A 23,741-nucleotide genomic window follows, 5' to 3' on the forward strand; every position below is an offset into this window, starting at 1 on the left:
ATACACATGATCAAGCTCAACGTATAACGCGTCAGTATGAAACATTTTATCGGTGTTTTGTAGTATTGTCATATCACCCGTTTTAAAGTTAATGAGTAAGGGCCCTATGAAGTTTCATCAAAACACTTACCTTTTAGGCCGATGGGAAAACCCCATCGAGAGTATTGAAAAAGCTAGCCTGGTTTTACTTTTTGGAAATCGAGACCTTGTTAAAAACGAGGCGATGATGGCTGATATACGCTGCCACTACCCAAAAGCAGATATTATTGGCTGTACAACAGCAGGTGAAATTCAAGGAACAAAAATCTATGACGACAGCTTATGTTTAACAGCTATTGAATTTGACCATTCTTTTATCTCTGTTCAAAGTGCATCAATTACTAATAGCTCAGTACTTGAAGTGGTGAAAAATCTTGCTGATGGTCTTAATAAAGAAGGGCTTCGATATGTAATGGTATTGTCAGATGGGCATCAAATAAATGGTACTGAACTGGTCAACGCTTTAAAGGCTTCTTTACCTGAAGATATATTAATCACAGGAGGTTTAGCCGGAGATGGCACCAACTTTAATGAAACACTTGTCTGGCATAATAGTGCTACTGAATTAGGCCAAATTGTTTTAGTGGGTTTTTATGGTGATAGGTTGTCGTTGGGCTATGGTTGCATCGGCGGATGGGATGCGTTTGGCCCTGACAGAACTATCACTAAATCAAAAAGTAATGTGCTTTATGAATTAGATAATCTTCCTGCTCTAGCTTTATATAAAAGATATTTGGGTCCACACGCCGATGATTTACCCGCCTCAGCTTTATTATTCCCTCTGGTCTTAAAAATTGACAATAAAAGAATGACAAGAACCATTTTGAGTATCGATGAAGAAGATGGCTCTATGACGTTTGCAGGTGATGTGCCAGAAGGCGCAACAGTACAATTAATGCGTGCTAATACGAGTAGCTTAATTGATGGTGCTGAAATCGCTGCAGAGCATGCGTTAAGTAGAATACCTGCTAATTATAATAATGGCTTAGCTATACTGATTAGTTGCGTAGGTAGAAGAATAGTTTTGGGTAATTACTGTGAAGAAGAAGTTGAGGTTGTTAAAGATATTCTGGGTGAAAAATGGGCATATACAGGCTTCTACTCTTATGGAGAGCTTTCTCCAATGTTAAACAGTGAGGCTTGTGCATTACACAATCAAACGATGACCATTACTACTCTATGCGAAACAGATGAATAGGTTACTCAATCGTCTGATAAAAAGACATTTACATGAATATGATGATCATAAAAGTATTAAAGACTTTATTAGTGGTATTGACGAAATTTTTGCCCAACAGCAAGAAGAACGTGAATTTATGGAACGCACACTAACGCTGTCTTCTACTGAACTCAATGAAATTAATGTCAGTTTAAAAGAAAATCTCGCAAAAAATGAAAAAATTCAGCGTCATTCAGAAAAACTTATTGCTAAGCAAGATGCTTTATTTAATGCAAGTACAGAAGCAATTTTTAGCTTTAGTCCTGATAATATCATCGAAAAACTTAACCAGGCAGCCATTGATTTTTTGGATTTAGATGTTGATCGCCTCAATAATGGCGAAGTACTTACCTGTGACTTATTTCTGGCAAGATTAGTAAATCATGATAGCTTTTCTAATGATATTCAGCCGATAAGAGATAATGAATTAGCGGTAGTGCATGGCTTCTTTGATACTATAGATCACCGTTCTTACGAGTTTTACTCTGTGCCTGAAGTTGTCGATGGTGATTTTTTTGGCCGAGTTTGGTGTTGTCGTGACATCACTGATGTTAGAAAAAATGAAGCACTATTGAAGTATAGAGCTAACCATGACGCCTTAACTGACTTACCTAATCGTTCATTAATTTTAGATGTGTTAAACCATGCCATTGCCATGGGACAACGACATAACCTAAAGGTAGGTTTATTATTTATTGATTTAGATGACTTTAAAAAGATTAACGATACTGCAGGGCATCAAGAAGGCGATCGGTACCTTATCGAATTTGCAAGTCGTATCCAATCAGCATTAAAAGCGGGTGATATTTTAGGCCGTTTAGGGGGGGATGAATTTGTTGTTATCCTAGAAGACATAAATGATATTTCACATGTTGTTCAAATTAATGAACGCATTTTAACGTTATGTAAAGTTCCTTTTTATATTAAAGATAAAAAATACTATATGTCGTGCAGTATCGGGGTGAGTTTATCGCCCGATGATTCAGTTAGCTCAGAAGAGCTGATTCGCAAAGCTGATATGGCAATGTATCAAGCCAAAGAATCAGGGAAGAATACCTACCACTTTTTTGATAAAAAATTAGAGAAAATTGCCCTTAGTAGCGTACTGATTGACGGCGAATTACGTGAAGCGATTAAAGAAGAAAATTTTGTCCTGCATTATCAACCCAAAATGTGTCTAAAAGATAATTCTTTGTGTGGTGTAGAAGCGCTTATTCGTTGGCAAAAAACACCCAATGAACTTGTTTACCCTGACTGCTTTATACACATAGCAGAGAAAAATGGTTTAATAAGAAACATTACCCATTGGCTACTAAACCAAGCTTGCCGAACATTAAAAAGTTGGGAAAACACTGCGTTAGCTAACATTCCAATGTCATTAAATATTTCAGCAATAGATTTTGCTGATCCGCTTTTCGTTGAACAAGTTTTTCAATTTATTGATCTGTATAAAATCAACCCAGCATTGATAGAGCTAGAGTTAACAGAATCAACTTTTTTTAATGATATAAAATCAGTACAGGAAAAAATTGATAAATTAAAGTCAAAAAAGATTAAATTAGCCATTGACGACTTTGGTACGGGATTCTCTTCATTTGCTTATTTACGTGATATGGAGTTAGATTTTTTAAAAATTGATAAGAGCTTTGTACTTGGCATGCATAAGGATGAAAAATCTAAAGCGATTGTTAAAAGTATTATCGATGTAGGTATTAACCTTGGCTTTAAGGTTGTCGCTGAAGGCATTGAATCTGAGAGTATAATGGCGTTACTTGCTAAGCAAGGTTGCCATATAGGGCAAGGTTATCATATGAGCAAACCCGTTACTGAAGAAATACTTTTTCAGTTTGCTACTAAAGTGTTGCCGCACCCCTGATAAATTACGAATAACAATCAATAATGTAGCCAAGGATAACGCAAGATTTTTCGTTGCACGACGTTACCAGGGAAGTCCAATCAATTAAATTAATTTCCCTAAGAATTTGGCAAAGACTAAATAAGAAAGGGGGAGTATAAACATACTCCCCCCTTTTTAAATAACGTAGATAAAATTACTTAACTTTATTTAATAATTTTTTCTTTAACAGTCGTTTCTATTTTTGCAACAACTCTACGATTTACGCTATTGTCAGCACGAGTAGAACCTGTAGTAATCAACTGTGTTTCACCAAAACCTTTCGCAGATAAGCGACTAGCATCGATGCTATGTTTATTGATTAATAGGTCTTTAATGGTATCAGCACGCTTTTGAGAAAGCATAAGGTTATACTCTTCAGTACCAGAAGCTGAACTATGTCCTTCAATAACAACACTTGTATCTTTGTATTCTTTCATGAAGTCAGCTAAACGCTGAATATCATCAACCATTGCTGGCTTAACCAATGAACTGTTATTTTCGAAGATAACATTTAATTTAATCGCTACCGATTTTTCTGAATATAACGCACAGCCTTTTGAATCAACTTTTACATTCGCTGGCGTATTCGCACAACGGTCGTTTTCATCACTAACACCGTCATTATCAGTATCAATCACCATTACTTTTGTAACGGCTGGCTTCACTGTCATTACTTCTTGTTTTACAGCTTTGTTAACAATAGGTGCTTGCTTTACATCGCCAAAAGCATATTTTATACCTATTTTAAAGCCTTGGTCTGTATGGCCATAATCAACATCACGGTAAACAGCTGCTTCACTGTATAAAGAAAAGCGGTCATTTATTTGAAAGGAATAACCAGCACCAACATTTACGGCATTGTAGCTGTTCACATTGTTAAAACGTCTTACACCAGAGAACATGTAAAGGCCACTATCTTCAATTTTATAAATAGCGTCAACGCCATAGCGCTTACCGTAATCAGTATCATTGCCATTTTGAATGTCGTAGCGAGTTTTCGCTAATTCAAAACGAACATTCCAACGGTCATTAATGATTTTTTGTAAATCAATACCTAGGCCTCTGCCTGCTTCAATTTGTTGCCAGTCAATGCTGTTTTCTTTACTGGTACTTGATTTTACGTAATCGCCAAACACACCAAGTTCCCATGTTTTATCAATGGTTTCTGCAGCGAGTGGTGAGCTGATTAATGCGGCTAAAAGAGTAATGTTAAAAGTTTTCATGAATAAATCCTTATTGAGTTTCATGCAATATTAAATAATTTCTGGCTCTATAACGGATCATAACCTCAAAAGTCACAAATTTTTATTTATTTTTTAACATTAAGGCTAAAACCATGAATTTATTAGCGTAGAATGTGCATCGTTAAAAAATTGAAGTGTATAGACAAAAAATAAGAATAAAATTTATACAAATTTAATGTGACTTTTTAATTATTCAGACGTTAAAGAGTAAAGCGATAAATTATTGCTAGAGGATGAGATGAAAGACATAGAAAAGAGTTTAGCTGAGCAATTAAGTCATGATAGTGAATTGACCTTTCGTACTTCAGATGATGAGTTTTTTAAGCACGCAGCAATAACCGCCAACAATCAGCAAGGAACGAAAGATCTTGTTGCACTAGGACTGGCGTCTATTTGGGTGGTTTTTATTAGCCTATTTATAAATATTTTAAAGCCTGTATTTAAACAGATGGCAACGACCTCGAAGACAACAAGCACCAACACAACTAATAATGAGAGAAAATAATGGATACTGAAAATATTACAGACAAAGCTTACTCTGGCTTTATGACTGTTTGGCATAAAGTGGTCACTTTTCTACCTGATTTAATTGTTGCCATTCTCTTTTTACTTGTGGGTTGGGTAATTTCTTCAATGATTAAGAAGTTCCTTAATAAGTCCTTAATCAAAATTGGTTTTAATACTTTTTTAGATAAGCTTGGTTTTGACTCATTATTGAAAAAAATGGAAGTTACCTTGACCGGCAGTCAAGTCGTTGCAAGCCTTATTTCAACATTTTTCTTGTTAATATTTTTATTAGCGGCTTTAGATATCGTTGGTTTAACGGTGCTTTCAGGTTTAATTGATACCTTAGTGTTATTTTTACCTAAATTGCTGGCTTCATTTGCGGTATTAATTTGTGGTTTTTTTGTCGCTCAAATTGTTTTTAATGGGGTAAAAATAGCGGCCAAAAATACGGGAATTGATTATGGTCGGTCTGTTGCTGAAGTATGCCGCGGTATTATTATTGTTATCACTGTTTCATTGTCTATTACTCAGTTAGATATAGATGTTTCTCTCCTTAACAACATTATGACTGTACTTATTGGTAGTGTCGGTTTGGCGGCTGCTATTTCTCTTGGGATTGGTACTAAAGCAATGGCACAAGAAATTGTTGCCGGTGTTTATTTACGCGAGATGTACCAAGTTGGGGATAGCATAGAGGTAGAAAACATTAAGGGTACCTTAGCCTCTATTGGTAGCGTAGCAAGTAAAATTATGGGGGAGGAGGAGTCGATAACGACGATACCTAATACCTTCTTATTAGCTAATAAAGTTATTAAGCAATAATTAGGGCTTTTTTAACGGTTTGACTTCGCCTAATGAACGGCAGCTTGTGGCCTTAGTGCAAGCAAATCTGCCTTATGATACGCGTCTTTTTCAGCAATTGATTACGCCCTACCTACCTACTTTGAAGGGGTATTGTGTAAAATTACTTAATAATCTGCCTGATGCTGAAGATGTTGTACAAGAGACCATAATAAAGGTACTCGCTCACTTGAAAACATTTAAGTGGGCGGTATCTTTTAAAGCATGGCTATTCAAAATAGCGCATAACGAATGTATTAATAAAATAAGAGATCGCCGTTGGGATAGCATTGAGCCAAGTGACGAATACTTAGAAAACTTAATTGCTGATGAAAATAATAACGAAGACCTTGCGACGTCGCTCTCGGGGCTATTAATGCATTTATCATTTGCTGATCGCAACATTATGCTACTGCGTTATCGTACTGAATTAGAATTTAAGGAAATTGCTGATATTTGTCATTTAAAGCTTTCTGCTGTAAAAATGCGTCATAAAAGGGTAATAGCGTTTTTACAACAGACATTAAAAACGTAAAGTGAACAACGTCTATTGAACTATAATTAAGATAACGCTCGGGCCGCTTTTTATTTATGGTAAATATACATAAACTTATCGGTATTAATAAACTTTATAGTTAAGGATAAATGATGATTAAACCACTACTTACTTTATTGACTGTTTTAGTACTGGGCTGCATGATTATAGCGCTACCTACGGCCCACGCTGCCAAGGTAAATGTAACTTGGACCGAGCCTAGTAAATACCGAGATATTGATGCGGGTACGGAAGGTCGAAAGCGCTTTCGAGAAAATATGTTTAGCGAATTTGAAAAACATTTTTCAAAACTCGCCAAAGCATTACCTGAAGATCAGACACTTGACATAGAAGTGACCGATGTTGATTTAGCAGGCGATGTACACGCGAGTGGTATGAATCAAATAAGAATTATTAAAGATCTTTATTTTCCAAGAATGAAATTTTCATTTAAGTTAATCAATGCTGATAAAACCATCATTCATAGTGATACTGTTAATTTGAAAGATATGAACTTTATGGCAGGTGGTAGCTTAAGGTATAGAAATCAAGCGTTAGGTTATGAAAAGCAATTGCTTGATGATTGGTTTAAAGACACGTTCAAAAATTATGTAGAAAAGTAAGACTCAACTTTTGAAAGTAACCCAAAAAAAAGCCACCTTTATCGTCTACTAAAGGTGGTTTTTTTATAGGTGCTTTAAACAAATAGTTTAATGAGTAACGGTTGCACTTTCTTCAAAATTAGCGAGTACCGTAAAAAGTTTCTCTATTTTTTTGACTGTATCTATTAATGTTTGTTGATCTGAAGTTTTCTGCCAAAAGATCAAATCGTTCGCGACTTCTTCCACGTAAGGCTGAAAAGTATTTGCCGAACACTTGAAGCCGGCGTCCGTTTTAAAGATGGCTTCAAAGCTTGCTTGTTTGTTTGTTCTTAAATCAGCTAAAGTCGCATCAGCGGTTAACGATTTTTTTAAAATAATTGATATATTATCAACGAGTTGCTTACTGACAGTTGCGCTCATGGTGTCTCTATATAAAATATTGTTTCGATATAACGCTATTATGCCAAATTGATTGGGGTTTTGTTAGCCTCTCCAGCAATTTCTCTCACTAATTTAGGCATGAGGAAGCCGGGTAGGGTTGCCATCATTTCTTGTACAATTATTTTTGCCTGGTTTTCAGAAACATCAAAGTGCGCAACGCCTTGCACGGGGTCAAACATATGCAAGTAATACGGCTGAATACCACTATCAAATAATGTTTCACTGAGTTGACATAATAGCTTGGCATCATCATTTACACCTTTTAGTAAGACACTTTGATTGAACAAAGGAATTCTCGCAACACGTAGTTTTTCAAGTGCCTGATTGACATTAGCGTCTATTTCATTGGCATGATTGATATGCAAAACCATCGTTGCTTTTAAGCGAGTTCGAGACAACATGTCTACTAACGATGTTGTTATACGCTGTGGAATAACAACAGGTAAGCGCGTATGTATTCTTAGGCGTGTTACATGCTTAATAGGCTCTAGTTGTTTAATAAGCCATTCTAAGTGTTCATCATTGGCCATTAAAGGGTCACCGCCACTAAAAATAACTTCATTAACTTCAGGGTTGTCTGCAATGTATTTTAGTGCGGGTTGCCAGCGAACTTTATTGGGACTATTTTCACTATAAGGAAAGTGGCGGCGAAAACAATAACGACAATTAACCGCACAACCTGACTTTATAATCATTAATACTCTATGTTTATATTTATGTAATAAGCCTTCAGCAACGGTATCGTGCTCTTCAAGGGGGTCGGTCGAGTAGCCCTCTGTGTTAATAAACTCATCAGACAGCGGCATAACTTGTTTAAGTAACGGATCGTTAAAGTCACCTTTTTTCATTCTTGTAATAAAAGGTCGGGGTACACGCACAGGAAATAACTTACGTGCGGAAAAGTGTTGCAGATAATCTTGGCTGTCAATTTCTAGCATTTGTAAAAGCTTTTTCGGATCTGTAACGACATTACTTAACTCTTTTTGCCAAGAAGTGTGCAATTGTTCGCTTATTTGGGTTATTATCTGCGGCATTTGTAATTTCAATTTAAATCTCTGCGTTATCTGTCTGAGTATAAGAGAACATTAATATGGCTAATTTTAGTACAAACCAATTTAAGGCTGGCCTTAAATTAATGATTGACGGCGAACCTTGTAACATTTTAGAAAACGAATTAGTAAAACCGGGGAAAGGCCAAGCCTTTAGTCGCGTAAAAATTCGTAAACTTATTTCTAATAAAGTCTTAGAAAAAACCTTTAAATCAGGCGAGTCTTGTGAAGGCGCTGATGTAATGGAAACCGAACTAGCTTATTTATATGCTGATGGTGAATTCTGGCATTTTATGAATAATGAGACCTTTGAGCAAATTGCAGCTGATGAAAAAGCAGTTACAGATTGTATTAAGTGGTTAAAAGAAGGCGATATTTGCACCATTACTTTATGGAACGGTTCACCGATCACAGTAACAACACCCAACTTTGTTGATCTAGATGTTACAGAAACAGATCCAGGATTAAAAGGTGATACTGCGGGTACAGGGGGTAAGCCAGCCACATTAAATACCGGTGCTGTTATTCGCGTACCTTTATTTATTCAAATTGGTGAAACAGTAAAAGTAGATACGCGTACCGGTGAATACGTATCACGCGCAAGCAAATAAACGTTTTTAACTATTTTACTGATTTAAATAAGTGTTTTCATGAGTAGCTAGCGTTATTTAGCGACTCATATTTATCATTATTTGATAACACCCAAAAAATTATATTAAAAAACCTGCTTCTGCAGGTTTTTTTATAGATAAACGACTAGTTTATTTGTCTAGTATGCAGTTTTAGATAATCAAATAACTCTTTATAATACTTACCTAGCTTTTCTGCTTTTTTCTCTTTTGACGCTTGTCGCACTAATTGACGGAGTTTTTGTCTTTCCATCGACTCATGCTCGTTCAGTAGAGCTTCTACAAAGTCATTGCCTTGATCAATAACGTCATCACGCATTTTTTCAAGTTTAATAAATTTGGCTGTCTCTTGCTGATGTTTATTAGCCATAACATCAAGCGCATGTTTAATCGGCTCTAAATCAGCTTCAGATAACATTCTAGCTAAGTGTCTAACATGACGACGTAATGCTTCATGTTTGTTTTTAATTTTATCAGCTAAAATTAAGGCGTCCTTAATCTCCTCAGTAAAAGGAATTTTACTGCGCTGATGCTTAGATAAATCAATAAGCGACTGTCCAAAGATTTGTAACTGGATCATTTCACGCTTTACTTCTGATTTACTTTTTAATTCTTCATCTAATTCATCGATATCGTTAGCAGAGTCGGGCATAATATTCGTTATTAAAGTGATAATTATCGCTATTATACTCGTAAGTGCTTATGGTATACAGCGCATATTCTCCAATTTCCTGCATTTATAGAAGAAAACAATAAATTATGACTGAAACGATGAACGCTAAAGAATCGATGAAAGAACAATTAAGAGAAGTTGAGCAACGTGTAGCACAAGTACTCGACTTAGCAAAATCGCTAGGGGCGGACGCTGCAGAAGCTTCTATAAGCCGTCAACAAGGGTTAAGTGTTGGCACGCGTTTTGGTGAAGTAGAAACCGTTGAGTTTACGAATGACGGTGCATTGGGTATTACGGTTTATCAGCAAGGCCGAAAAGGAAGTGCTTCAACCGCTGATTTATCTGAAGCTGCGTTAAAGCAAACGGTACAAGCGGCGGTTAATATCGCTAAATATACTTCTGTTGACGACTGTTCAGGCTTAGCTGATAAGAATATGCTCGAAATGTCGCCTGCAGATTTAGACTTGTATCATCCAAAAGTATTATCAACAGACCAAGCGATTCAATTAGCCAAAGAATGTGAAGACAGTGCGTTAGCATTTGATCCTCGCATTACTAATTCAGACGGGGCATCTCTGGATAGTTTTGAAGGCTATAAAGTCTATGGTAATACCAACGGACAAATTGTTGGTTATCCAAGCTCTCGCCATAGTTTAAGTTGTGTAATGATCGCCTCTGAGGGCGATGATATGCAGCGCGATTACGCTTATACCGTTAATCGTGATTTTGATTTAATGGACAATGGTATTGATATTGGTGTGCAAGCATCAAAAGAAGCGCTATCGAGATTAAATGCGCAGAAACTATCCACAGGAAAAGTGCCGGTAATGTTTCGTGCCGATATTGCCAATTCAATCTTTGGACATTTTATTGCGGCGATAAGCGGTGGTAATTTATACCGTAAATCATCATTTCTAATGGACTCAATTGGTAAACAAGTTTTTCCTGACTTTTTAAATATCAGCGAACGCCCTCATATTTTAAAAGGGCTAGCGAGTAGTGCCTTCGACAGTGAAGGAATTAAAACTGTTGACCGTGAAATTATTGTTGATGGTTGTTTAGAAACCTATCTATTAACCAGTTATTCAGCACGTAAATTAGGACTTAAATCTACTGGCCATGCCGGCGGTATTCATAATTGGCAAATTAATGCCAAAGGCTCTGCCAATGGTGGTGACTTTGATGCTATGTTGAAAAAGCTCGGTACCGGATTTTTGGTCACTGAATTAATGGGACAAGGCGTTAATGTGGTTAATGGAGACTACTCACGAGGCGCTGCCGGTTTCTGGGTTGAGAACGGAGAAATTGCTTACCCGGTATCAGAAGTTACCATTGCGGGTAATTTATCTGATATTTTTAAAGGCCTAGTCGCTGTTGGAAGTGATGTCGATTTACGAGGCAGTATTTTAACGGGTTCATTGCTCATTGAAGAGATGCAGGTTGCTGGAAATTAAGTAGTAATTGTCATCTTAAATATAAGATAAAAACTAAGCATTGATGAGATCTTGAGGAAGTGCAAGATCTCAATACATCAATATTTAGGTAAGTGTTAAGTCAGTAATAACGTTGCTGTTCCTAAGAAAGCAAATATCCCCACGACATCAGTAATAGTTGTCAATATCACACTGCCAGCTAATGCTGGGTCAATGTTCATCCGTTTTAAAAACAGAGGAATGGCAACTCCCGCAACTCCCGCAGCGGTTAAATTCATCAACATCGCAAAAGCTATTACACCACCAAGCATTAAATTTTGTTGCCAAATAGCCACGACACCGGCAATTAATACTGCCCAAATAATGCCATTAAGAAAACCAACAGCCAGTTCTTTTTGCAGTAATATTCTGGCATTCGAGTCTCCAACATGACCTAAGGCAATTGCGCGAATAACCAGTGTTAATGTTTGGTTACCAGCAACACCGCCCATGCTGGGTACTAAAGAATTTAAAATGGCTAAAATCGCCAGTTGGCTTAAAACACCTTCGAACATACTTGATACAGCAACCGCTAATAACGCGGTTATAAGGTTAACTCCCAGCCAAATAGAGCGTTGTTGGGTACTTTTTAATACTGGAGCAAAGGTATCAGCTTCATCATCTAAACCGGCCATACTCATCATAGAGTGCTCAGCATCTTCACGAATAATATCAATAACATCATCAATAGTGATACGTCCAAGTAATCGGCCTTTATCATCAATGACAGGCGCAGAAAACCAATCAAATTTTTCAAAAATCTGTGCAACGTCACTATCAGATAAGTGGGCTTGAATGGCTTCAATATCTTTATTAATTAACGTTGAAATTATAATTTCAGGTTTAGCGGTAATTATCGCGGCTAAAGAAACGGCGCCAATAAAATGATTGTTATCATCAACCACATAAAACGAATCGGTAGCTTCTGGTAAGTCACCGCGTAAACGTAAATAACGTAATACCACATCAACAGTCACATCAGGGCGAATTGTTATGGTATCGGTATTCATGATACCGCCTGCGGTATCTTCCTCGAATGATAAAGCGGCTTCTACACGACCTCGGTCTTGCGAGTCCATAGCACTTAATACTTCTTGATAAACACTATCAGGTAAAGTACGTAAAACCTCAGCTAAATCATCGACATCCATCCCTTCAGCAACTTCTGCTAATTTTTCAGGGCGAATGGTTTTTAAAATACCTTTGCGAACTTCTTCGTTGAGTTCTTCAAGGACTTCACCGTGGTTATCTACGTCAATGAGTTGCCATAAAACGGCACGACTTTTAGGGTGAGATGACTCTAATATTAAAGCAATATCATAAGCTGGCATATTCTGTAGTAATTTTCGAACGTGCACAAACATACCGCTACCAAGTGCTTTATTGACTTGTTGCAGGCGTTGATGATTTTGTTGTTGCTCTGAAATTTCCGGCATAAAGTTTTCCTGTGCCGCAGTAATACGAAAATTATATTTATCATCTTAGTCAGGGTATGCTGGCTAAGGTGTTGTAATGAATGATAACTTAACTTTATTTTTTATTCAGTATTTTTCTTATTCATCTTCATCAAACTTATCAGAAAATAACTGACAAACATCAAAGAGGGCTTGCTGAGCATCTTCTCCTTGGGTGATTATTTCAACGGTTTTTCCATAACCACCCGCCAGTAACATTAAGCCCATAATACTACTGGCATCAGCTTCTTTGCCGTCTAAGCAAACCGTTACATTAGCATTAAGCTTTTGACTTAACTGGGCGAGTTTAGTGGCAGCACGTGCATGTAAGCCCAACTTATTGCTAATGGTTAATGATTTATTATATTTTGGCATGCGATGATTATTCTTAGGTACTTTGTATTTTAATATCGCGATGATGAGATTGAACATCTTCGCGCTCTTTACGTAGATTGTTCGCTAATAGTTCCGCAATATAAACCGAACGGTGTTTTCCACCCGTACAACCAATAGCGATAGTAATATAGCTACGGTTATTTCTTTCTAAGTGGGGCAACCACGTCATCATAAAGCTGTTAATTTGCCAGATAAATTTGGTGACTATCGGTTGGCTAGCAAGGAAGTCTCGAACAGGTTGGTCTAAGCCAGTAAAACCTTTTAAATCTTTTTCCCAAAAAGGGTTGGGGAGAAAGCGGGCATCAAATACATAGTCTGCATCTTGAGGTACACCATGCTTAAAGCCAAAAGATTCAAATACGACAACCATTGATGCAGACGTTTTACCCAAAATTCGCTCACGCACCAAGTCAGATAACTGATGAGGTGATAACTGGCTGGTATTTATATACAACCCCGCACGTGTAGAAATAGGTTCAAGCAGTTTTTTCTCTAAAGAAATCGCTTGATCGAGTGGAATATTTTGTTTTATTAACGGATGTAAACGACGCGTTTCACTAAAACGGCGAATAAGATCAGAGTCATCGGCGTCTAAATAAAGTATATCGAGTTTTACTGTTTTAGGCAGATAATCTAATATTTCTGAAACGTCATTAGGGTCATTGGGCAAATTACGGACATCTAGACTAACCGCTACTTTGTCATAATCATTGATGACGGTATGGGCTAATGCAGGCAACAAGTTAACAGGAATATTATCTACGCAATAGTAGCCTAAATCTTCGAGCACACGTAATGCAACACTTTTACCTGACCCTGAGCGACCACTGACTATCATGAGTTTCATTTAAATTTTCCTGACTTTTTATTGTATTTATTAACGTGCAGCTTGCTTTATTAAATTAAAAAGCTCTTGCGAATTTTGACACTTTCTTACTTGTTTTGCGATTTGTTTGGTACTAAATACTTGTGCAATACTTTGTAGCGTTTCTAAATGTTGTTGGCAGTTCTCTTCGGGCACAAACAGCGCAATAATAATATCCACCCCGCGATTATCTATAGAGTCAAATGCCACCGCTTGTTCACTGGTCAGTAAAACGGCAATGACTTGTGAGGTATTTGACAAACGCCCATGCGGAATAGCTATACCATTACCTATGCCAGTAGAACCTACTTTTTCACGCGCCATTAAACTTTCAAATAGCTGATGCGTATCAAGGTTATCAATTTTTTTTGCCGCAGTGGCGCTAATTATTTCAAGGAGTTTTTTTTTGCTAGTGCCCTTAACGGCACAGAGTGTGCAGTCAAGGGTTAGGATATCTTGCAACTTCATTACACTACTTACATTTTTTGATTAGAGAAAAGGTGAAAAACAGCATTAATGCTGATTCGTTTTGCCTTTGTATTTTAATATTTGCCGATCAAGTTTAACAACAAGACTATCAATAGAGGCGTACATATCTTGGTTTTCAGCTTTGGCATGTAAATCAGTGCCACTAACATGAACCGTCGCTTCTGCAATTTGGTTTGATTTTTCAACGGTGAGAACAACATGAACATTATTGATATGGTCAAAATGTCGGGTCAACTTTGCCATTTTTACATTGACATTTTCTCGTAAAGCTTCGGTAATTTCAACATGGTGACCAGAAAGGTTAATTTGCATAAGCTTAATTCCTCATCTTTTCGTTAAAGTAAACTTTTTCGTTGGTTAGAAGGAGGAATAGAAAGTGACTCGCGATATTTTGCAATGGTACGCCGAGCAACATTTATTCCTTGAGTGGCTAATAAATCAGCCATTTTACTATCACTTAATGGTTTTGCGGGTATTTCAGCCGCGACAAATTTTTTGATTAATGCACGAATAGCGGTTGATGAACATTCGCCACCACTTTCTGTCCCTACATGACTTGAAAAGAAAAATTTCAGTTCAAAAATTCCCCGTGGCGTATGCATATACTTTTGTGTCGTTACCCGAGAAATGGTTGATTCATGCATATCGACAGCTTCGGCAATATCATTTAAAACCATAGGACGCATGGCTTCATTACCATGTTCGAAAAAACCAATTTGTCGTTGAACAATACAGTTCGATACTTTCAATAAGGTATCGTTACGACTTTCTAAACTTTTAATAAACCATTTAGCTTCTTGTAAATTTGAGCGAATAAACTGTGTGTCTGCCGTTGACTTCATCGAGCGAGACATCGAAGCATATTGCTGATTTACAGACAGCTTTGGTGCTGTATCAGGATTTAGTTCAACAACCCAACGACCATTTTTCTTTTCAACAGAAACATCAGGAATAACGTATTGATCATCACTTTTGATAACACTGTCGCCAGGTCTAGGATCAAGTGATTGAATAAGGCGGACGACTTCGCGAAGTTGTTCTTCTTTGAGTCGAGTTTTACGCATTAACGTACGATAGTCTCGGCTACCCAGCAGATTGATATGGTCACGTAAAACCAACTTACTTTCTTCTAACCACGGCGTAGCGGGGTCAAATTGGTTAAGTTGAATAATTAAACATTCTGAAATAGAACGTGCAGCAACGCCAACAGGGTCAAAGAGGTTAATACGTTTTAGTACCACCTCTATTTCATCAAGTTCAACACCTTCAATGGCAACACTTTCTAGAATATCTTCACTGGAAACGGTTAAGTAGCCAGCATCGTCAACGGCATCGATGATTGCGGTAGCTATAGCACGATCGGTTTCGGTGAAAGGGCTTAATTCCATTTGCCAGCGTAAGTGATCTTGAATGGAATCTTGAGTTTCGCCTTGGTAAGTATAATCTTCTGAAGCGGGTCCTGAACTAGAACTCGCCGCACCTGCGGTGTAGTTGTCATCCCAGGTAGTATCCATGTTTAATTCTTCAGGGATATCATTTTTATCCATTGCTTCAGTGGTGGTGATTTCATCGATGGTGGGTGTGGAGTCTTCGCTGCCATCAGAAACGGCTTTCTCTTTAACATCACCTGTACCAGCTGTGTGAGCTTCTTCAAGGTTGTCAGTACTTTTATCTTCAGCATTGTTTGATGATTCATCCATTTCTAATAATGGATTATTTTCTAAGGCCTCTTGAATTTCTTGCTGAAGCTCTAACGTTGACAGTTGCAGCAATTTGATTGCTTGCTGCAATTGAGGCGTCATGGTTAATTGTTGTCCTATGCGGAGTTGTAGAGTAGGGCGCATTTAGGTCATTAACTTCCTATTATTTTTAATTGAATATTTTCGACATACGAAGATATTATTAACTTATTAGCTACTATAGCGTGAATTGTTCACCAAGGTATACATCTCTTACATGTTGATTTGCAAGAATTTGATCTGCATTACCTTCTGCAATAAGTTCACCATGGCTAACGATATAAGCATGTTCACATACATCGAGGGTTTCTCTTACATTATGGTCGGTGATCAAGACACCAATACCACGTTCTTTTAAGTGTAGAATAATTTTTTTGATATCACCTACTGAAATTGGGTCAACACCCGCAAAAGGCTCATCTAATAAAATAAACTTAGGCTCTGCCGCTAAAGCTCGAGCAATTTCCACTCGGCGACGTTCACCACCTGATAAGCTCATACCTAAATTATCTTTAATATGACCTATGTTAAATTCTTCAACTAAATGTTCTAGCTTTTCTTCACGTTCTGCATCAGATAATTCTTTTCGTGTTTGCAAAATGGCCATAATATTATCGTAAACACTGAGTTTTCGAAAGATAGAGGCTTCTTGTGGCAAGTACCCGATCCCTTTTCTCGCGCGTTCATGCATAGGCGCTAACGTAAGGTTTTCATCATTAAGAATAATATCGCCACTATCGCTTTCAACCAAACCAACAATCATATAAAAAGAGGTGGTTTTTCCTGCACCATTAGGGCCGAGTAAACCCACTATTTGTCCTGCCGAGACTTGCATACTGACATTCTTAACAACTTTTCTGCCTTTATAAGCCTTGGCAAGCCCTTTCGCCATTAGCGTGCTCGTACTCATAAGTTACCTTTTTCCAGAGTCTTTGTGTCAGTTTTTTTCGCTTGTACTTTTTCTTTAGGCTGAAAAATTGTTTTTGTACGCTCGTTCGTTTTACTTTCAGCATTAACATATTGAGTATCAATATTGTAAGTAATTCTATTACCACTGACTTCACTGCCTTCTTGTTGCAATAAAGCATTACCTGAAATGATCACTAGATTATTACCGGGCTCATATCTTATTTCATCTGCTTGTAAACTAAGCGGGGTACCATCGGCTAGTGTTTGTTCAAACGTTGCTGGCTTTCCTTTTGCAATATAAGTTTTTTCTTCGCTACCCGATTGAGTTAGCACTTGAACCAAGTCAGCACGTATGGTCAATGTGCCTTGAGTGATCACAACGTTATCGATATAGCTAAATATTTTATTTTTAAGATCAACGGCTTGTCTTGAAGCGTTTATTTCAATTTTTTGTTTGATATCAAATTTTTCAGCGAAAGCTGATGAAAAAAGGGTGCTTGAAAACAATAAGCACAATAGGCTATTTTTTAACAATTTCATAAATGGATTTCACATGTTTAGTTAGTGTCATTTGGCTGGTGTTTAAGTCGACAATTAAACCTTTACCATCGATGGTAAATCCTTTACCAATAATTTTAATTTCTTGTTCTGAACTTATGATGTTAGTTTTTAAATCAAGTTCAAAGTATTTTCCTTGAACTTCTTGTAATAAGCTATTTGGATCGGTTGCTACCAAGCGCACATGCTTCTCTAACTTCACTCGGTTGTTGTTATATAATATGCCTTCATTTGCAGATACTTTCCATGTGGGGGCATCATTTTTTGGATGAAGGGTGTATTGAGGAAACTCAAAATTGGTAATGTTTAGCTCAGGATAATGTTCCATACGCTGTGCATCAACAACATAAGCTAAACTTCCTTCATTCTTGTAGACATTACTGTGTAAATTCTCAGCAATAAAATCAGGCGTAAGTGTTTTGTCAATCGCTTGTAACTGCGGTATTGAGGCATTTCTCCATTCAATAACCCCATAAATAGCGCCCGCTAAAATAAAAAATACTAACGTTAAACTATAGAGTCTATTCATATCATATACTCGCGCCACTAGCATTTGCTAAAGTGTTTTGGCTAAGCATGATTAAGTCGCAGATTTCTCTAACGGCGCCAAAACCGCCACGATTAAAGGTTGTGTAATTCGCTATTGATAAAATTCTTGGATGAGCATCTTGTACGGCAATACCAAAGCCGACATAGTCGATACACTCATAATCAGGCATATCATCACCAATATAGGCAATTTCATCGAGCGCTAAATTTAATTGCTGAGCCATCTTTTTCAAAGCGGGTAATTTGTTTTCTTCACCTTGTACTATGTATTTAACATTCAAGGCTGACATACGTGTTGCAACAATATTTGAAGTTCGACCCGTGATCACAGCAACATCGACACCGCTAGCGCCTAATGCTTTTACGCCATAACCATCTTTAGTATGAAAAGCTTTTAATTCTTCACCATGGTTACCTAAATAAATACGACCATCAGAAAAAACACCATCGATATCGCAAATCAGCAGCTTGATTTTCTTCATCGCATTGAATGCAGCGTCTGTAATTTCACCATAGTATGTGTGCATATTAGATAAGACCTGATTTAAGTAAGTCGTGCATATTCATTGCGCCAATTGGCATTTTATTACTATCAACAATGATTAAACCATTAATTTTTTTATCTTCCATAATCTTCAAACCTTCAGCAGCAAGCATATCTTGATGAGCAATAGTCGGATTTTTTGTCATCACAGACTCAATAGTGTCTTGATGAATATCGAGACGTTCATCAAGGATACGGCGTAAGTCACCATCGGTGAATAACCCTTGTAAGCGACCTGTTTTGTCAATGACTGCAGTCATCCCTAAACCTTTTAATGACATTTCCACTAAGGCGTCTTTAATTTTGGCTTGAGCATTTACCGTAGGTAAACGTTCACCACTGTGCATAATATCGCCCAATCGCAGTAATAGGCGCTTTCCTAGGCTACCACCAGGATGAGATAGTGCAAAGTCATCGGCGGTAAAGCCACGAGCATTTAACAAGGCGACAGCGAGAGCATCACCCATCACCAAGGTTGCTGTAGTGCTTGATGTTGGTGCTAAGCCAAGCGGACAGGCTTCTTGTGAAACGGCGACACATAAATGAATGTCGCCAAGTTTTGCTAGAGTTGATGCAGGGTTGCCCGTCATCGAAATAAGCTTAGCGCCAATGCGTTTTATCACTGGCACTATGGCTAAAACTTCACCAGTTTCACCAGAGTAAGAAATAGTAAGCACGACATCATCGCCAGTGATCATGCCTAAGTCACCGTGGCTTGCTTCGCCTGGGTGCACAAAAAATGAAGGCGTACCGGTGCTAGCTAAGGTCGCAGCAATCTTTCCACCGATATGGCCTGACTTCCCCATACCAACAATGATCACTCTACCTTTACAGTTAAACATTAACTGACAAGCTTCTTCAAACTTTTGATCAATGTACTGGGTTAATTCTGCAATAGCCTGTTGTTCTATATGAATAACGTCTAACGCTAGTTGTTTAAAATTGTTCATTATTAGCCCATTTCTATTATATTAATCACTATTTAGCATGGTTTTTATTATATCTGGCTAAAAAGTAAGATTTGATAAGCAACAAAAGCGCCAATCAATAATAAGCCTTTCATGCGGGTTATACGAAAACTGCCAGCACGACGAGTGAAACACAAAATAAATAGTAAGACGGTAACACCTAACATATAAGGCGCATCGCGTGTTGCAGCATCTGAGTCTACTTCGCCTGGTGCAATAAGACCAGCAAGGGAAAGTACCGCTAAAATATTGAAGATATTAGAACCAATAATACTGCCTAACGCTAAATCATCTTCTTTTTTAATGATACTCATAATACTTGCAGCAAGTTCTGGTAAGCTCGTACCAACGGCAATAACGGTTAAGCCAATGACTAAATCACTAATACCAAAAGCCTTGGCAATAAAAACAGATGAGTCGACCAAGTAAGCCGCGCTCAAGGGTAAAAAAACCATTCCCGTAACGAGCCAAAATAGCGACTTAGGCTTACTTACCGCGTCAGGTACTTCTTTTTCTGCATCGATGATCAATCGATCATCAAACGGTCTATTCTTAGAGGCTCTCAGGGTAATTAGCAGCAAAGCAATAATATACACAAAAAAACCAATCATTAACGATAAGCCCTCATTAAAGCCAAAATAATCGTCTGATAGCATCCAATAGGCGAGCGCGGTAATCAGTAAAATTAACGGGATTTCTCGTCTTACTGTTGAAGAAGAAACGCTTAATGGCTGAAATAATGCAGTAATACCAAGCACTAAAGCGATGTTAGTTATATTTGAACCGATAGCATTACCAATAGCGGTATTGTTATTACCATCTAAAGACGCGGTCGCTGCTATCATCATTTCGGGTGCTGATGACCCCATAGCAACAATAGTCAAACCGATAATCATAGGTGAGATACCAAAATTTCTTGCTAACGATGAGGCACCAAAAACAAATTTATCGGCACTCCATACCAAAGTAACAAGTGAAAAAAGTAAAATTAGAATCTGTATTAACATTAAGGGCTCCTATATTGAGAGGGTAAATTGTCGCTGGTTGCGAAGGAAAAACAAAGAGAAATAATCGGATCTAAGGAAAAATAAGTAAAAAAGTACGTAAAAGACTGTTTTTTGGTATCGAGTTGTTAAAAAATAGTGAAAGTTAATATTTCATTAAAGCAAAAAATATCAACTGAGATAAGGATCTTACACTTTATTACGTTTTTACACGCTTTCTTACGATTTTTATTTACATTTTTAACGCAATTTTAATGACGTTTTTTGATTGCTCAGGTAAAATTCATCTGACTTTAATAATAACAAACAGTGACGTTATAAGAATCTTATGCTTGAAAACTTGGTCGATATCCAGAACCTTACGTTTAAACGTGATGAACGAGTGATCTATGATGATATTAGTTTGTCGATCCCGAAAGGAAAAGTGACCGCGATAATGGGCCCTAGTGGTATTGGTAAAACCACCTTACTACGTTTAATCGGTGGGCAACTCAGACCCAACGCTGGAAAAATACTTTTCGACGGACAAAATATTCCCACATTATCCCGTAGCGCACTTTATGAAGCACGCAAACGCATGAGTATGCTTTTTCAAAGTGGCGCATTATTTACCGATATGAGTGTTTATGACAATATCGCTTTTCCGATGCGCGAACATAGTAAGTTGTCAGAGTCGTTAATTGAAAAAATGGTATTAATGAAACTTGAAGTGGTGGGGTTACGTGGTGCTCGAAATTTAGCGCCGGGGGAGCTTTCTGGCGGCATGGCGCGCAGAGTTGCCCTTGCCCGTGCAATCGCTTTAGACCCTGAACTGATTTTATACGACGAGCCTTTTGCGGGACAAGACCCTATTTCAATGGGCGTTATTGTTCGCTTAATAAAAGATTTAAATGAAGCGTTAGGTTTAACATCAGTGGTTGTTTCACATGACGTTACTGAAGTCATGAGTATCGCTGATTATATTTATATCATCGCTGAAAAGAAAATTATCGGCCATGGCACTCCATCAGAAATCAGCAAACAAACATCACCGCTGGTTCAGCAATTTATCAAAGGTGAAGCGGATGGTCCTGTACCCTTTCATTTCCCTGCGGCATCTTATCAAGATGAGTTACTGGGTAAGGAACCGATATAATGAATAGTTTACAAAGTTTAGGGCATAATATTATTGCTACTATTGCAGGCCTAGGGCGAGCGATAATCTTGTTACTTTCTGCATTGTTACATGTCCCCAATATTCGTAAAGGCTTCCCACTACTGGTACAGCAGTTATATTCTGTTGGTGTACTTTCACTCTTGATAGTCGTTGTGTCAGGCTTATTTATTGGCATGGTTATTTCGTTACAAGGCTATACTATTTTAGTGGGCTATGGCGCTGAGGGTAGTTTAGGACCCATGGTCGCGTTATCGTTACTCCGTGAATTAGGTCCCGTTGTTGCCGCATTATTGTTTGCGGGTCGTGCAGGCTCTGCATTAACGGCTGAAATTGGTTTAATGAAAGCGACCGAACAATTGTCGAGTTTAGAAATGATGGCTATTGATCCATTACGTCGTGTAATAGCACCACGATTTTGGGCCGGATTTATTAGTTTACCTTTGCTTGCCGCCATTTTCTCTGCGGTAGGTATATTTGGGGGACATCTCGTTGGTGTCGAATGGTTAGGTGTTGATAGTGGAACATTCTGGTCAGTAATGCAGTCCCAAGTAGATTTTCAAAAAGATATTCTTAATGGGGTGATAAAGTCTGTTGTTTTCGCTTTTGTTGTAACTTGGATAGCGGTTTATAAAGGCTATGATTGTGTTCCAACGTCAGAAGGCATCAGTCGTGCGACAACGTCAACGGTTGTTCAATCATCGTTATTAGTTTTAGGTTTAGATTTTGTATTAACAGCATTAATGTTTGCAAATTAATGTTTGCTGTTAGTTAATTTTATAATAATTTTTATTTTTAGGTTTGGTGAAAGACATGGTGTCGAAGAAAATTGAATTAATGGTTGGTTTATTTGCTGCTTTAGGTATCGCAGCGTTACTTGTACTCGCGCTAAAGGTTGCGGATAGTGGTATTTCTGGAAACAGTGAAACATATCAACTTTATGCTAAGTTTGATAATATCGGTGGCTTAAAAGTACGTTCAGCCATAAAAGTGGGTGGTGTTGTTGTTGGTCGTGTTAGTCACATTACCATTGACGCAAAAGATTATACGCCGGTAGTGACTTTAGATATTTATACACAATATATTAATTTTTCAGAAGCAACGTCAGTATCTATTTTAACGGCGGGTTTGTTGGGTGAGCAATATGTTGGATTACGACCTGGTTTTGTTGATGAATCGGTAGGTACCCTAGTGCCAGGTGACTTTATTGAAGATACTAAACCGGCACTCGTGCTAGAAGAGTTAATTGGACAATTTTTATTTAGTCAGGGAAGTGACTAGTAAGTTTACAAATGGAGAGTATTAATATCATGAAAAAATTATTTACAGCAATAATAATGGTCGCTTTATTTAGTAGTTTTAGCGTGACAGCAAATAACGTTGACAAGAAAAACCCTTACGCCATGATCGAAACTGTGGCAAAAGTGACTTTTAAACGTTTTTCTGATGAACAAACTGAAATTCGCAAGAACCCAGAAATATTAAAGGTTATTGTTCGTGAAGAACTAATGCCTTATATAAATTACCGATATGCGGCATTGAAAGTTATTGGTTATAAAAACTTTGATCAAACAACTACACAAAGTCGAGCTGATTTTGTTGATGTATTTAGAGAGTATTTGGTTACCTCATACGCACAAGTTTTTACCTTGTATAAGCAACAAGCAGTTGAATTTGAACCTGAAAAAGACTTTGATGAAGCAAAAGTAGTTGCTGTTAGAACATCAGTCTTAGACCCAGGTAGACCTCCTATTGATATCTCGTTTCGTGTGAGAAGAAATACCACAACGAACGAATGGAAAGCTTACGATATGGTTGCAGAAGGTGTTAGCTTACTTGACAGTAAAGAAGCAGAACTGAGTGGTTTGATCCGTCAAAAAGGTTTGCCGTACGTTACTGAAATGTTAAAAACAAAAAGCGATCAAAAAATCGTTTTTAAGTAGCGTTATTATGCTATTTCTGTGAA

The 23,741-nt window shown here is 37.6% G+C and carries 28 protein-coding genes; 12 read left to right on the forward strand and 16 right to left on the reverse strand.

Annotated elements, in window-relative coordinates; all coding sequences use genetic code 11:
• Positions 1 to 106: 106 nt before the first annotated feature.
• Both H4J39_RS09645 and H4J39_RS09650 read left to right on the forward strand, forming a co-directional pair.
• Positions 107 to 1,237 (forward strand): FIST signal transduction protein, encoded by a 1,131-nt coding sequence (locus H4J39_RS09645; RefSeq protein WP_182227764.1) that lies wholly within the window; start codon positions 107 to 109, stop codon positions 1,235 to 1,237.
• Complete coding sequence (locus H4J39_RS09650; RefSeq protein WP_182227766.1) at positions 1,230 to 3,134, forward strand: bifunctional diguanylate cyclase/phosphodiesterase; 1,905 nt, start codon at positions 1,230 to 1,232, stop codon at positions 3,132 to 3,134. The genes H4J39_RS09645 and H4J39_RS09650 overlap by 8 nt, the downstream gene beginning before the upstream one ends.
• Positions 3,135 to 3,319: 185 nt before the next feature.
• Here the strand turns inward: H4J39_RS09650 and H4J39_RS09655 are convergent, their stop codons facing one another.
• Positions 3,320 to 4,378 (reverse strand): OmpA family protein, encoded by a 1,059-nt coding sequence (locus tag H4J39_RS09655; protein WP_182227768.1) that lies wholly within the window; start codon positions 4,376 to 4,378, stop codon positions 3,320 to 3,322.
• A gap of 259 nt (positions 4,379 to 4,637) precedes the next feature.
• Here H4J39_RS09655 and H4J39_RS09660 point away from each other — a divergent pair, with 259 nt between their 5' ends.
• The 4 genes from H4J39_RS09660 to H4J39_RS09675 all read left to right on the forward strand — a co-directional run bounded on the left by H4J39_RS09660 (position 4,638) and on the right by H4J39_RS09675 (position 6,904).
• Positions 4,638 to 4,904 (forward strand): hypothetical protein, encoded by a 267-nt coding sequence (locus tag H4J39_RS09660; protein WP_182227770.1) that lies wholly within the window; start codon positions 4,638 to 4,640, stop codon positions 4,902 to 4,904.
• Positions 4,904 to 5,728: a mechanosensitive ion channel family protein gene (locus H4J39_RS09665; RefSeq protein WP_182227772.1), complete on the forward strand. Its 825-nt coding sequence runs from the start codon at positions 4,904 to 4,906 to the stop codon at positions 5,726 to 5,728. Before H4J39_RS09660 ends, H4J39_RS09665 begins: the two co-directional genes overlap by 1 nt.
• Positions 5,729 to 5,747: 19 nt before the next feature.
• Entirely contained in the window at positions 5,748 to 6,281 is a 534-nt protein-coding gene (sigX, locus tag H4J39_RS09670; RefSeq protein ID WP_182227774.1) for an RNA polymerase sigma factor SigX, read from the forward strand.
• 113 nt (positions 6,282 to 6,394) lie between these two features.
• Complete coding sequence (locus H4J39_RS09675) at positions 6,395 to 6,904, forward strand: DUF3016 domain-containing protein (protein ID WP_182227776.1); 510 nt, start codon at positions 6,395 to 6,397, stop codon at positions 6,902 to 6,904.
• Between the two features lie 87 nt (positions 6,905 to 6,991).
• On the opposite strand, the gene H4J39_RS09680 is transcribed toward H4J39_RS09675, so the two are convergent.
• Together H4J39_RS09680 and epmB are read right to left on the reverse strand one after the other, a co-directional pair.
• Positions 6,992 to 7,303 carry a hypothetical protein gene (locus H4J39_RS09680; protein WP_182227778.1) on the reverse strand — a complete coding sequence of 104 codons (312 nt, stop codon included), beginning with the start codon at positions 7,301 to 7,303 and terminating at the stop codon, positions 6,992 to 6,994.
• Positions 7,304 to 7,341: 38 nt separating this feature from the next.
• Positions 7,342 to 8,358 (reverse strand): EF-P beta-lysylation protein EpmB, encoded by a 1,017-nt coding sequence (epmB, locus tag H4J39_RS09685; RefSeq protein WP_182228427.1) that lies wholly within the window; start codon positions 8,356 to 8,358, stop codon positions 7,342 to 7,344.
• Between the two features lie 56 nt (positions 8,359 to 8,414).
• Here epmB and efp point away from each other — a divergent pair, with 56 nt between their 5' ends.
• Positions 8,415 to 8,984, forward strand: coding sequence for an elongation factor P (gene efp / locus H4J39_RS09690; protein WP_182177267.1), 570 nt, complete (start codon positions 8,415 to 8,417; stop codon positions 8,982 to 8,984).
• Between the two features lie 145 nt (positions 8,985 to 9,129).
• On the opposite strand, the gene yjgA is transcribed toward efp, so the two are convergent.
• On the reverse strand, positions 9,130 to 9,654 hold the full coding sequence (yjgA, locus tag H4J39_RS09695) for a ribosome biogenesis factor YjgA (RefSeq protein ID WP_182227780.1): 525 nt from the start codon (positions 9,652 to 9,654) through the stop codon (positions 9,130 to 9,132).
• Between the two features lie 107 nt (positions 9,655 to 9,761).
• Here yjgA and pmbA point away from each other — a divergent pair, with 107 nt between their 5' ends.
• On the forward strand, positions 9,762 to 11,129 hold the full coding sequence (gene pmbA / locus H4J39_RS09700) for a metalloprotease PmbA (RefSeq protein ID WP_182227782.1): 1,368 nt from the start codon (positions 9,762 to 9,764) through the stop codon (positions 11,127 to 11,129).
• 95 nt (positions 11,130 to 11,224) lie between these two features.
• Here pmbA and mgtE read toward each other — a convergent pair whose 3' ends face one another.
• The 12 genes from mgtE to H4J39_RS09760 form a co-directional block, all read right to left on the reverse strand.
• A complete protein-coding gene (gene mgtE / locus H4J39_RS09705) occupies positions 11,225 to 12,583 on the reverse strand; it encodes a magnesium transporter (protein WP_182227784.1) in 1,359 nt (452 codons plus the stop codon).
• Positions 12,584 to 12,700: 117 nt separating this feature from the next.
• Positions 12,701 to 12,976: an HPr family phosphocarrier protein gene (locus H4J39_RS09710; RefSeq protein WP_182227786.1), complete on the reverse strand. Its 276-nt coding sequence runs from the start codon at positions 12,974 to 12,976 to the stop codon at positions 12,701 to 12,703.
• Between the two features lie 13 nt (positions 12,977 to 12,989).
• Complete coding sequence (gene rapZ, locus H4J39_RS09715; protein WP_182227788.1) at positions 12,990 to 13,844, reverse strand: RNase adapter RapZ; 855 nt, start codon at positions 13,842 to 13,844, stop codon at positions 12,990 to 12,992.
• A 30-nt stretch (positions 13,845 to 13,874) separates the two neighbouring features.
• The gene (gene ptsN / locus H4J39_RS09720) at positions 13,875 to 14,330 is read right to left on the reverse strand and encodes a PTS IIA-like nitrogen regulatory protein PtsN (protein WP_182227790.1); all 456 of its coding nucleotides are present in this window, start codon (positions 14,328 to 14,330) and stop codon (positions 13,875 to 13,877) included.
• A 45-nt stretch (positions 14,331 to 14,375) separates the two neighbouring features.
• Positions 14,376 to 14,663, reverse strand: coding sequence for a ribosome hibernation-promoting factor, HPF/YfiA family (hpf, locus tag H4J39_RS09725; protein ID WP_182227792.1), 288 nt, complete (start codon positions 14,661 to 14,663; stop codon positions 14,376 to 14,378).
• A gap of 23 nt (positions 14,664 to 14,686) precedes the next feature.
• Positions 14,687 to 16,195, reverse strand: a complete 1,509-nt coding sequence (locus tag H4J39_RS09730; RefSeq protein WP_182227794.1) for an RNA polymerase factor sigma-54 — start codon at positions 16,193 to 16,195, stop codon at positions 14,687 to 14,689.
• A gap of 73 nt (positions 16,196 to 16,268) precedes the next feature.
• Entirely contained in the window at positions 16,269 to 17,000 is a 732-nt protein-coding gene (lptB, locus tag H4J39_RS09735; protein WP_182227796.1) for an LPS export ABC transporter ATP-binding protein, read from the reverse strand.
• Positions 16,997 to 17,539, reverse strand: coding sequence for a lipopolysaccharide transport periplasmic protein LptA (gene lptA / locus H4J39_RS09740; protein WP_182227798.1), 543 nt, complete (start codon positions 17,537 to 17,539; stop codon positions 16,997 to 16,999). The genes lptB and lptA overlap by 4 nt, the downstream gene beginning before the upstream one ends.
• On the reverse strand, positions 17,520 to 18,086 hold the full coding sequence (gene lptC / locus H4J39_RS09745) for an LPS export ABC transporter periplasmic protein LptC (RefSeq protein ID WP_182227800.1): 567 nt from the start codon (positions 18,084 to 18,086) through the stop codon (positions 17,520 to 17,522). The genes lptA and lptC overlap by 20 nt, the downstream gene beginning before the upstream one ends.
• A 1-nt stretch (position 18,087) precedes the next feature.
• Positions 18,088 to 18,633, reverse strand: coding sequence for a 3-deoxy-manno-octulosonate-8-phosphatase KdsC (gene kdsC / locus H4J39_RS09750; protein ID WP_182227802.1), 546 nt, complete (start codon positions 18,631 to 18,633; stop codon positions 18,088 to 18,090).
• A gap of 1 nt (position 18,634) precedes the next feature.
• Positions 18,635 to 19,600, reverse strand: a complete 966-nt coding sequence (locus tag H4J39_RS09755; RefSeq protein WP_182227804.1) for a KpsF/GutQ family sugar-phosphate isomerase — start codon at positions 19,598 to 19,600, stop codon at positions 18,635 to 18,637.
• A 47-nt stretch (positions 19,601 to 19,647) separates the two neighbouring features.
• Positions 19,648 to 20,625: a calcium/sodium antiporter gene (locus tag H4J39_RS09760; protein ID WP_182227806.1), complete on the reverse strand. Its 978-nt coding sequence runs from the start codon at positions 20,623 to 20,625 to the stop codon at positions 19,648 to 19,650.
• Between the two features lie 325 nt (positions 20,626 to 20,950).
• Here H4J39_RS09760 and mlaF point away from each other — a divergent pair, with 325 nt between their 5' ends.
• The 4 genes from mlaF to H4J39_RS09780 are packed head-to-tail and all read left to right on the forward strand — an operon-like array spanning position 20,951 to position 23,718.
• Positions 20,951 to 21,757: a phospholipid ABC transporter ATP-binding protein MlaF gene (mlaF, locus tag H4J39_RS09765; protein ID WP_182227808.1), complete on the forward strand. Its 807-nt coding sequence runs from the start codon at positions 20,951 to 20,953 to the stop codon at positions 21,755 to 21,757.
• Entirely contained in the window at positions 21,757 to 22,533 is a 777-nt protein-coding gene (mlaE, locus tag H4J39_RS09770; RefSeq protein ID WP_220462172.1) for a lipid asymmetry maintenance ABC transporter permease subunit MlaE, read from the forward strand. Before mlaF ends, mlaE begins: the two co-directional genes overlap by 1 nt.
• A gap of 55 nt (positions 22,534 to 22,588) precedes the next feature.
• The gene (mlaD, locus tag H4J39_RS09775) at positions 22,589 to 23,056 is read left to right on the forward strand and encodes an outer membrane lipid asymmetry maintenance protein MlaD (RefSeq protein ID WP_182227810.1); all 468 of its coding nucleotides are present in this window, start codon (positions 22,589 to 22,591) and stop codon (positions 23,054 to 23,056) included.
• Positions 23,057 to 23,085: 29 nt separating this feature from the next.
• Entirely contained in the window at positions 23,086 to 23,718 is a 633-nt protein-coding gene (locus tag H4J39_RS09780; protein WP_259368803.1) for an ABC transporter substrate-binding protein, read from the forward strand.
• The last annotated feature ends 23 nt before the right edge of the window (positions 23,719 to 23,741 follow it).

This window comes from Colwellia sp. Bg11-12 (assembly GCF_014076955.1).
Classification (GTDB): Bacteria; Pseudomonadota; Gammaproteobacteria; order Enterobacterales; family Alteromonadaceae; genus Colwellia_A.

Bases quoted from the DNA above. Each gene is read 5' to 3' on its own strand.
- H4J39_RS09645 (WP_182227764.1), top strand. From the start codon at position 107: ATGAAGTTTCATCAAAACACTTACCTTTTAGGCCGATGGGAAAACCCC.
- H4J39_RS09650 (WP_182227766.1), top strand. From the start codon at position 1,230: ATGAATAGGTTACTCAATCGTCTGATAAAAAGACATTTACATGAATAT.
- H4J39_RS09655 (WP_182227768.1), bottom strand. From the start codon at position 4,378: ATGAAAACTTTTAACATTACTCTTTTAGCCGCATTAATCAGCTCACCA.
- H4J39_RS09660 (WP_182227770.1), top strand. From the start codon at position 4,638: ATGAAAGACATAGAAAAGAGTTTAGCTGAGCAATTAAGTCATGATAGT.
- H4J39_RS09665 (WP_182227772.1), top strand. From the start codon at position 4,904: ATGGATACTGAAAATATTACAGACAAAGCTTACTCTGGCTTTATGACT.
- H4J39_RS09675 (WP_182227776.1), top strand. From the start codon at position 6,395: ATGATTAAACCACTACTTACTTTATTGACTGTTTTAGTACTGGGCTGC.
- H4J39_RS09680 (WP_182227778.1), bottom strand. From the start codon at position 7,303: ATGAGCGCAACTGTCAGTAAGCAACTCGTTGATAATATATCAATTATT.
- epmB (WP_182228427.1), bottom strand. From the start codon at position 8,358: ATGCCGCAGATAATAACCCAAATAAGCGAACAATTGCACACTTCTTGG.
- efp (WP_182177267.1), top strand. From the start codon at position 8,415: ATGGCTAATTTTAGTACAAACCAATTTAAGGCTGGCCTTAAATTAATG.
- yjgA (WP_182227780.1), bottom strand. From the start codon at position 9,654: ATGCCCGACTCTGCTAACGATATCGATGAATTAGATGAAGAATTAAAA.
- pmbA (WP_182227782.1), top strand. From the start codon at position 9,762: ATGACTGAAACGATGAACGCTAAAGAATCGATGAAAGAACAATTAAGA.
- mgtE (WP_182227784.1), bottom strand. From the start codon at position 12,583: ATGCCGGAAATTTCAGAGCAACAACAAAATCATCAACGCCTGCAACAA.
- H4J39_RS09710 (WP_182227786.1), bottom strand. From the start codon at position 12,976: ATGCCAAAATATAATAAATCATTAACCATTAGCAATAAGTTGGGCTTA.
- rapZ (WP_182227788.1), bottom strand. From the start codon at position 13,844: ATGAAACTCATGATAGTCAGTGGTCGCTCAGGGTCAGGTAAAAGTGTT.
- ptsN (WP_182227790.1), bottom strand. From the start codon at position 14,330: ATGAAGTTGCAAGATATCCTAACCCTTGACTGCACACTCTGTGCCGTT.
- hpf (WP_182227792.1), bottom strand. From the start codon at position 14,663: ATGCAAATTAACCTTTCTGGTCACCATGTTGAAATTACCGAAGCTTTA.
- H4J39_RS09730 (WP_182227794.1), bottom strand. From the start codon at position 16,195: ATGCGCCCTACTCTACAACTCCGCATAGGACAACAATTAACCATGACG.
- lptB (WP_182227796.1), bottom strand. From the start codon at position 17,000: ATGAGTACGAGCACGCTAATGGCGAAAGGGCTTGCCAAGGCTTATAAA.
- lptA (WP_182227798.1), bottom strand. From the start codon at position 17,539: ATGAAATTGTTAAAAAATAGCCTATTGTGCTTATTGTTTTCAAGCACC.
- lptC (WP_182227800.1), bottom strand. From the start codon at position 18,086: ATGAATAGACTCTATAGTTTAACGTTAGTATTTTTTATTTTAGCGGGC.
- kdsC (WP_182227802.1), bottom strand. From the start codon at position 18,633: ATGCACACATACTATGGTGAAATTACAGACGCTGCATTCAATGCGATG.
- H4J39_RS09755 (WP_182227804.1), bottom strand. From the start codon at position 19,600: ATGAACAATTTTAAACAACTAGCGTTAGACGTTATTCATATAGAACAA.
- H4J39_RS09760 (WP_182227806.1), bottom strand. From the start codon at position 20,625: ATGTTAATACAGATTCTAATTTTACTTTTTTCACTTGTTACTTTGGTA.
- mlaF (WP_182227808.1), top strand. From the start codon at position 20,951: ATGCTTGAAAACTTGGTCGATATCCAGAACCTTACGTTTAAACGTGAT.
- mlaE (WP_220462172.1), top strand. From the start codon at position 21,757: ATGAATAGTTTACAAAGTTTAGGGCATAATATTATTGCTACTATTGCA.
- mlaD (WP_182227810.1), top strand. From the start codon at position 22,589: ATGGTGTCGAAGAAAATTGAATTAATGGTTGGTTTATTTGCTGCTTTA.
- H4J39_RS09780 (WP_259368803.1), top strand. From the start codon at position 23,086: ATGAAAAAATTATTTACAGCAATAATAATGGTCGCTTTATTTAGTAGT.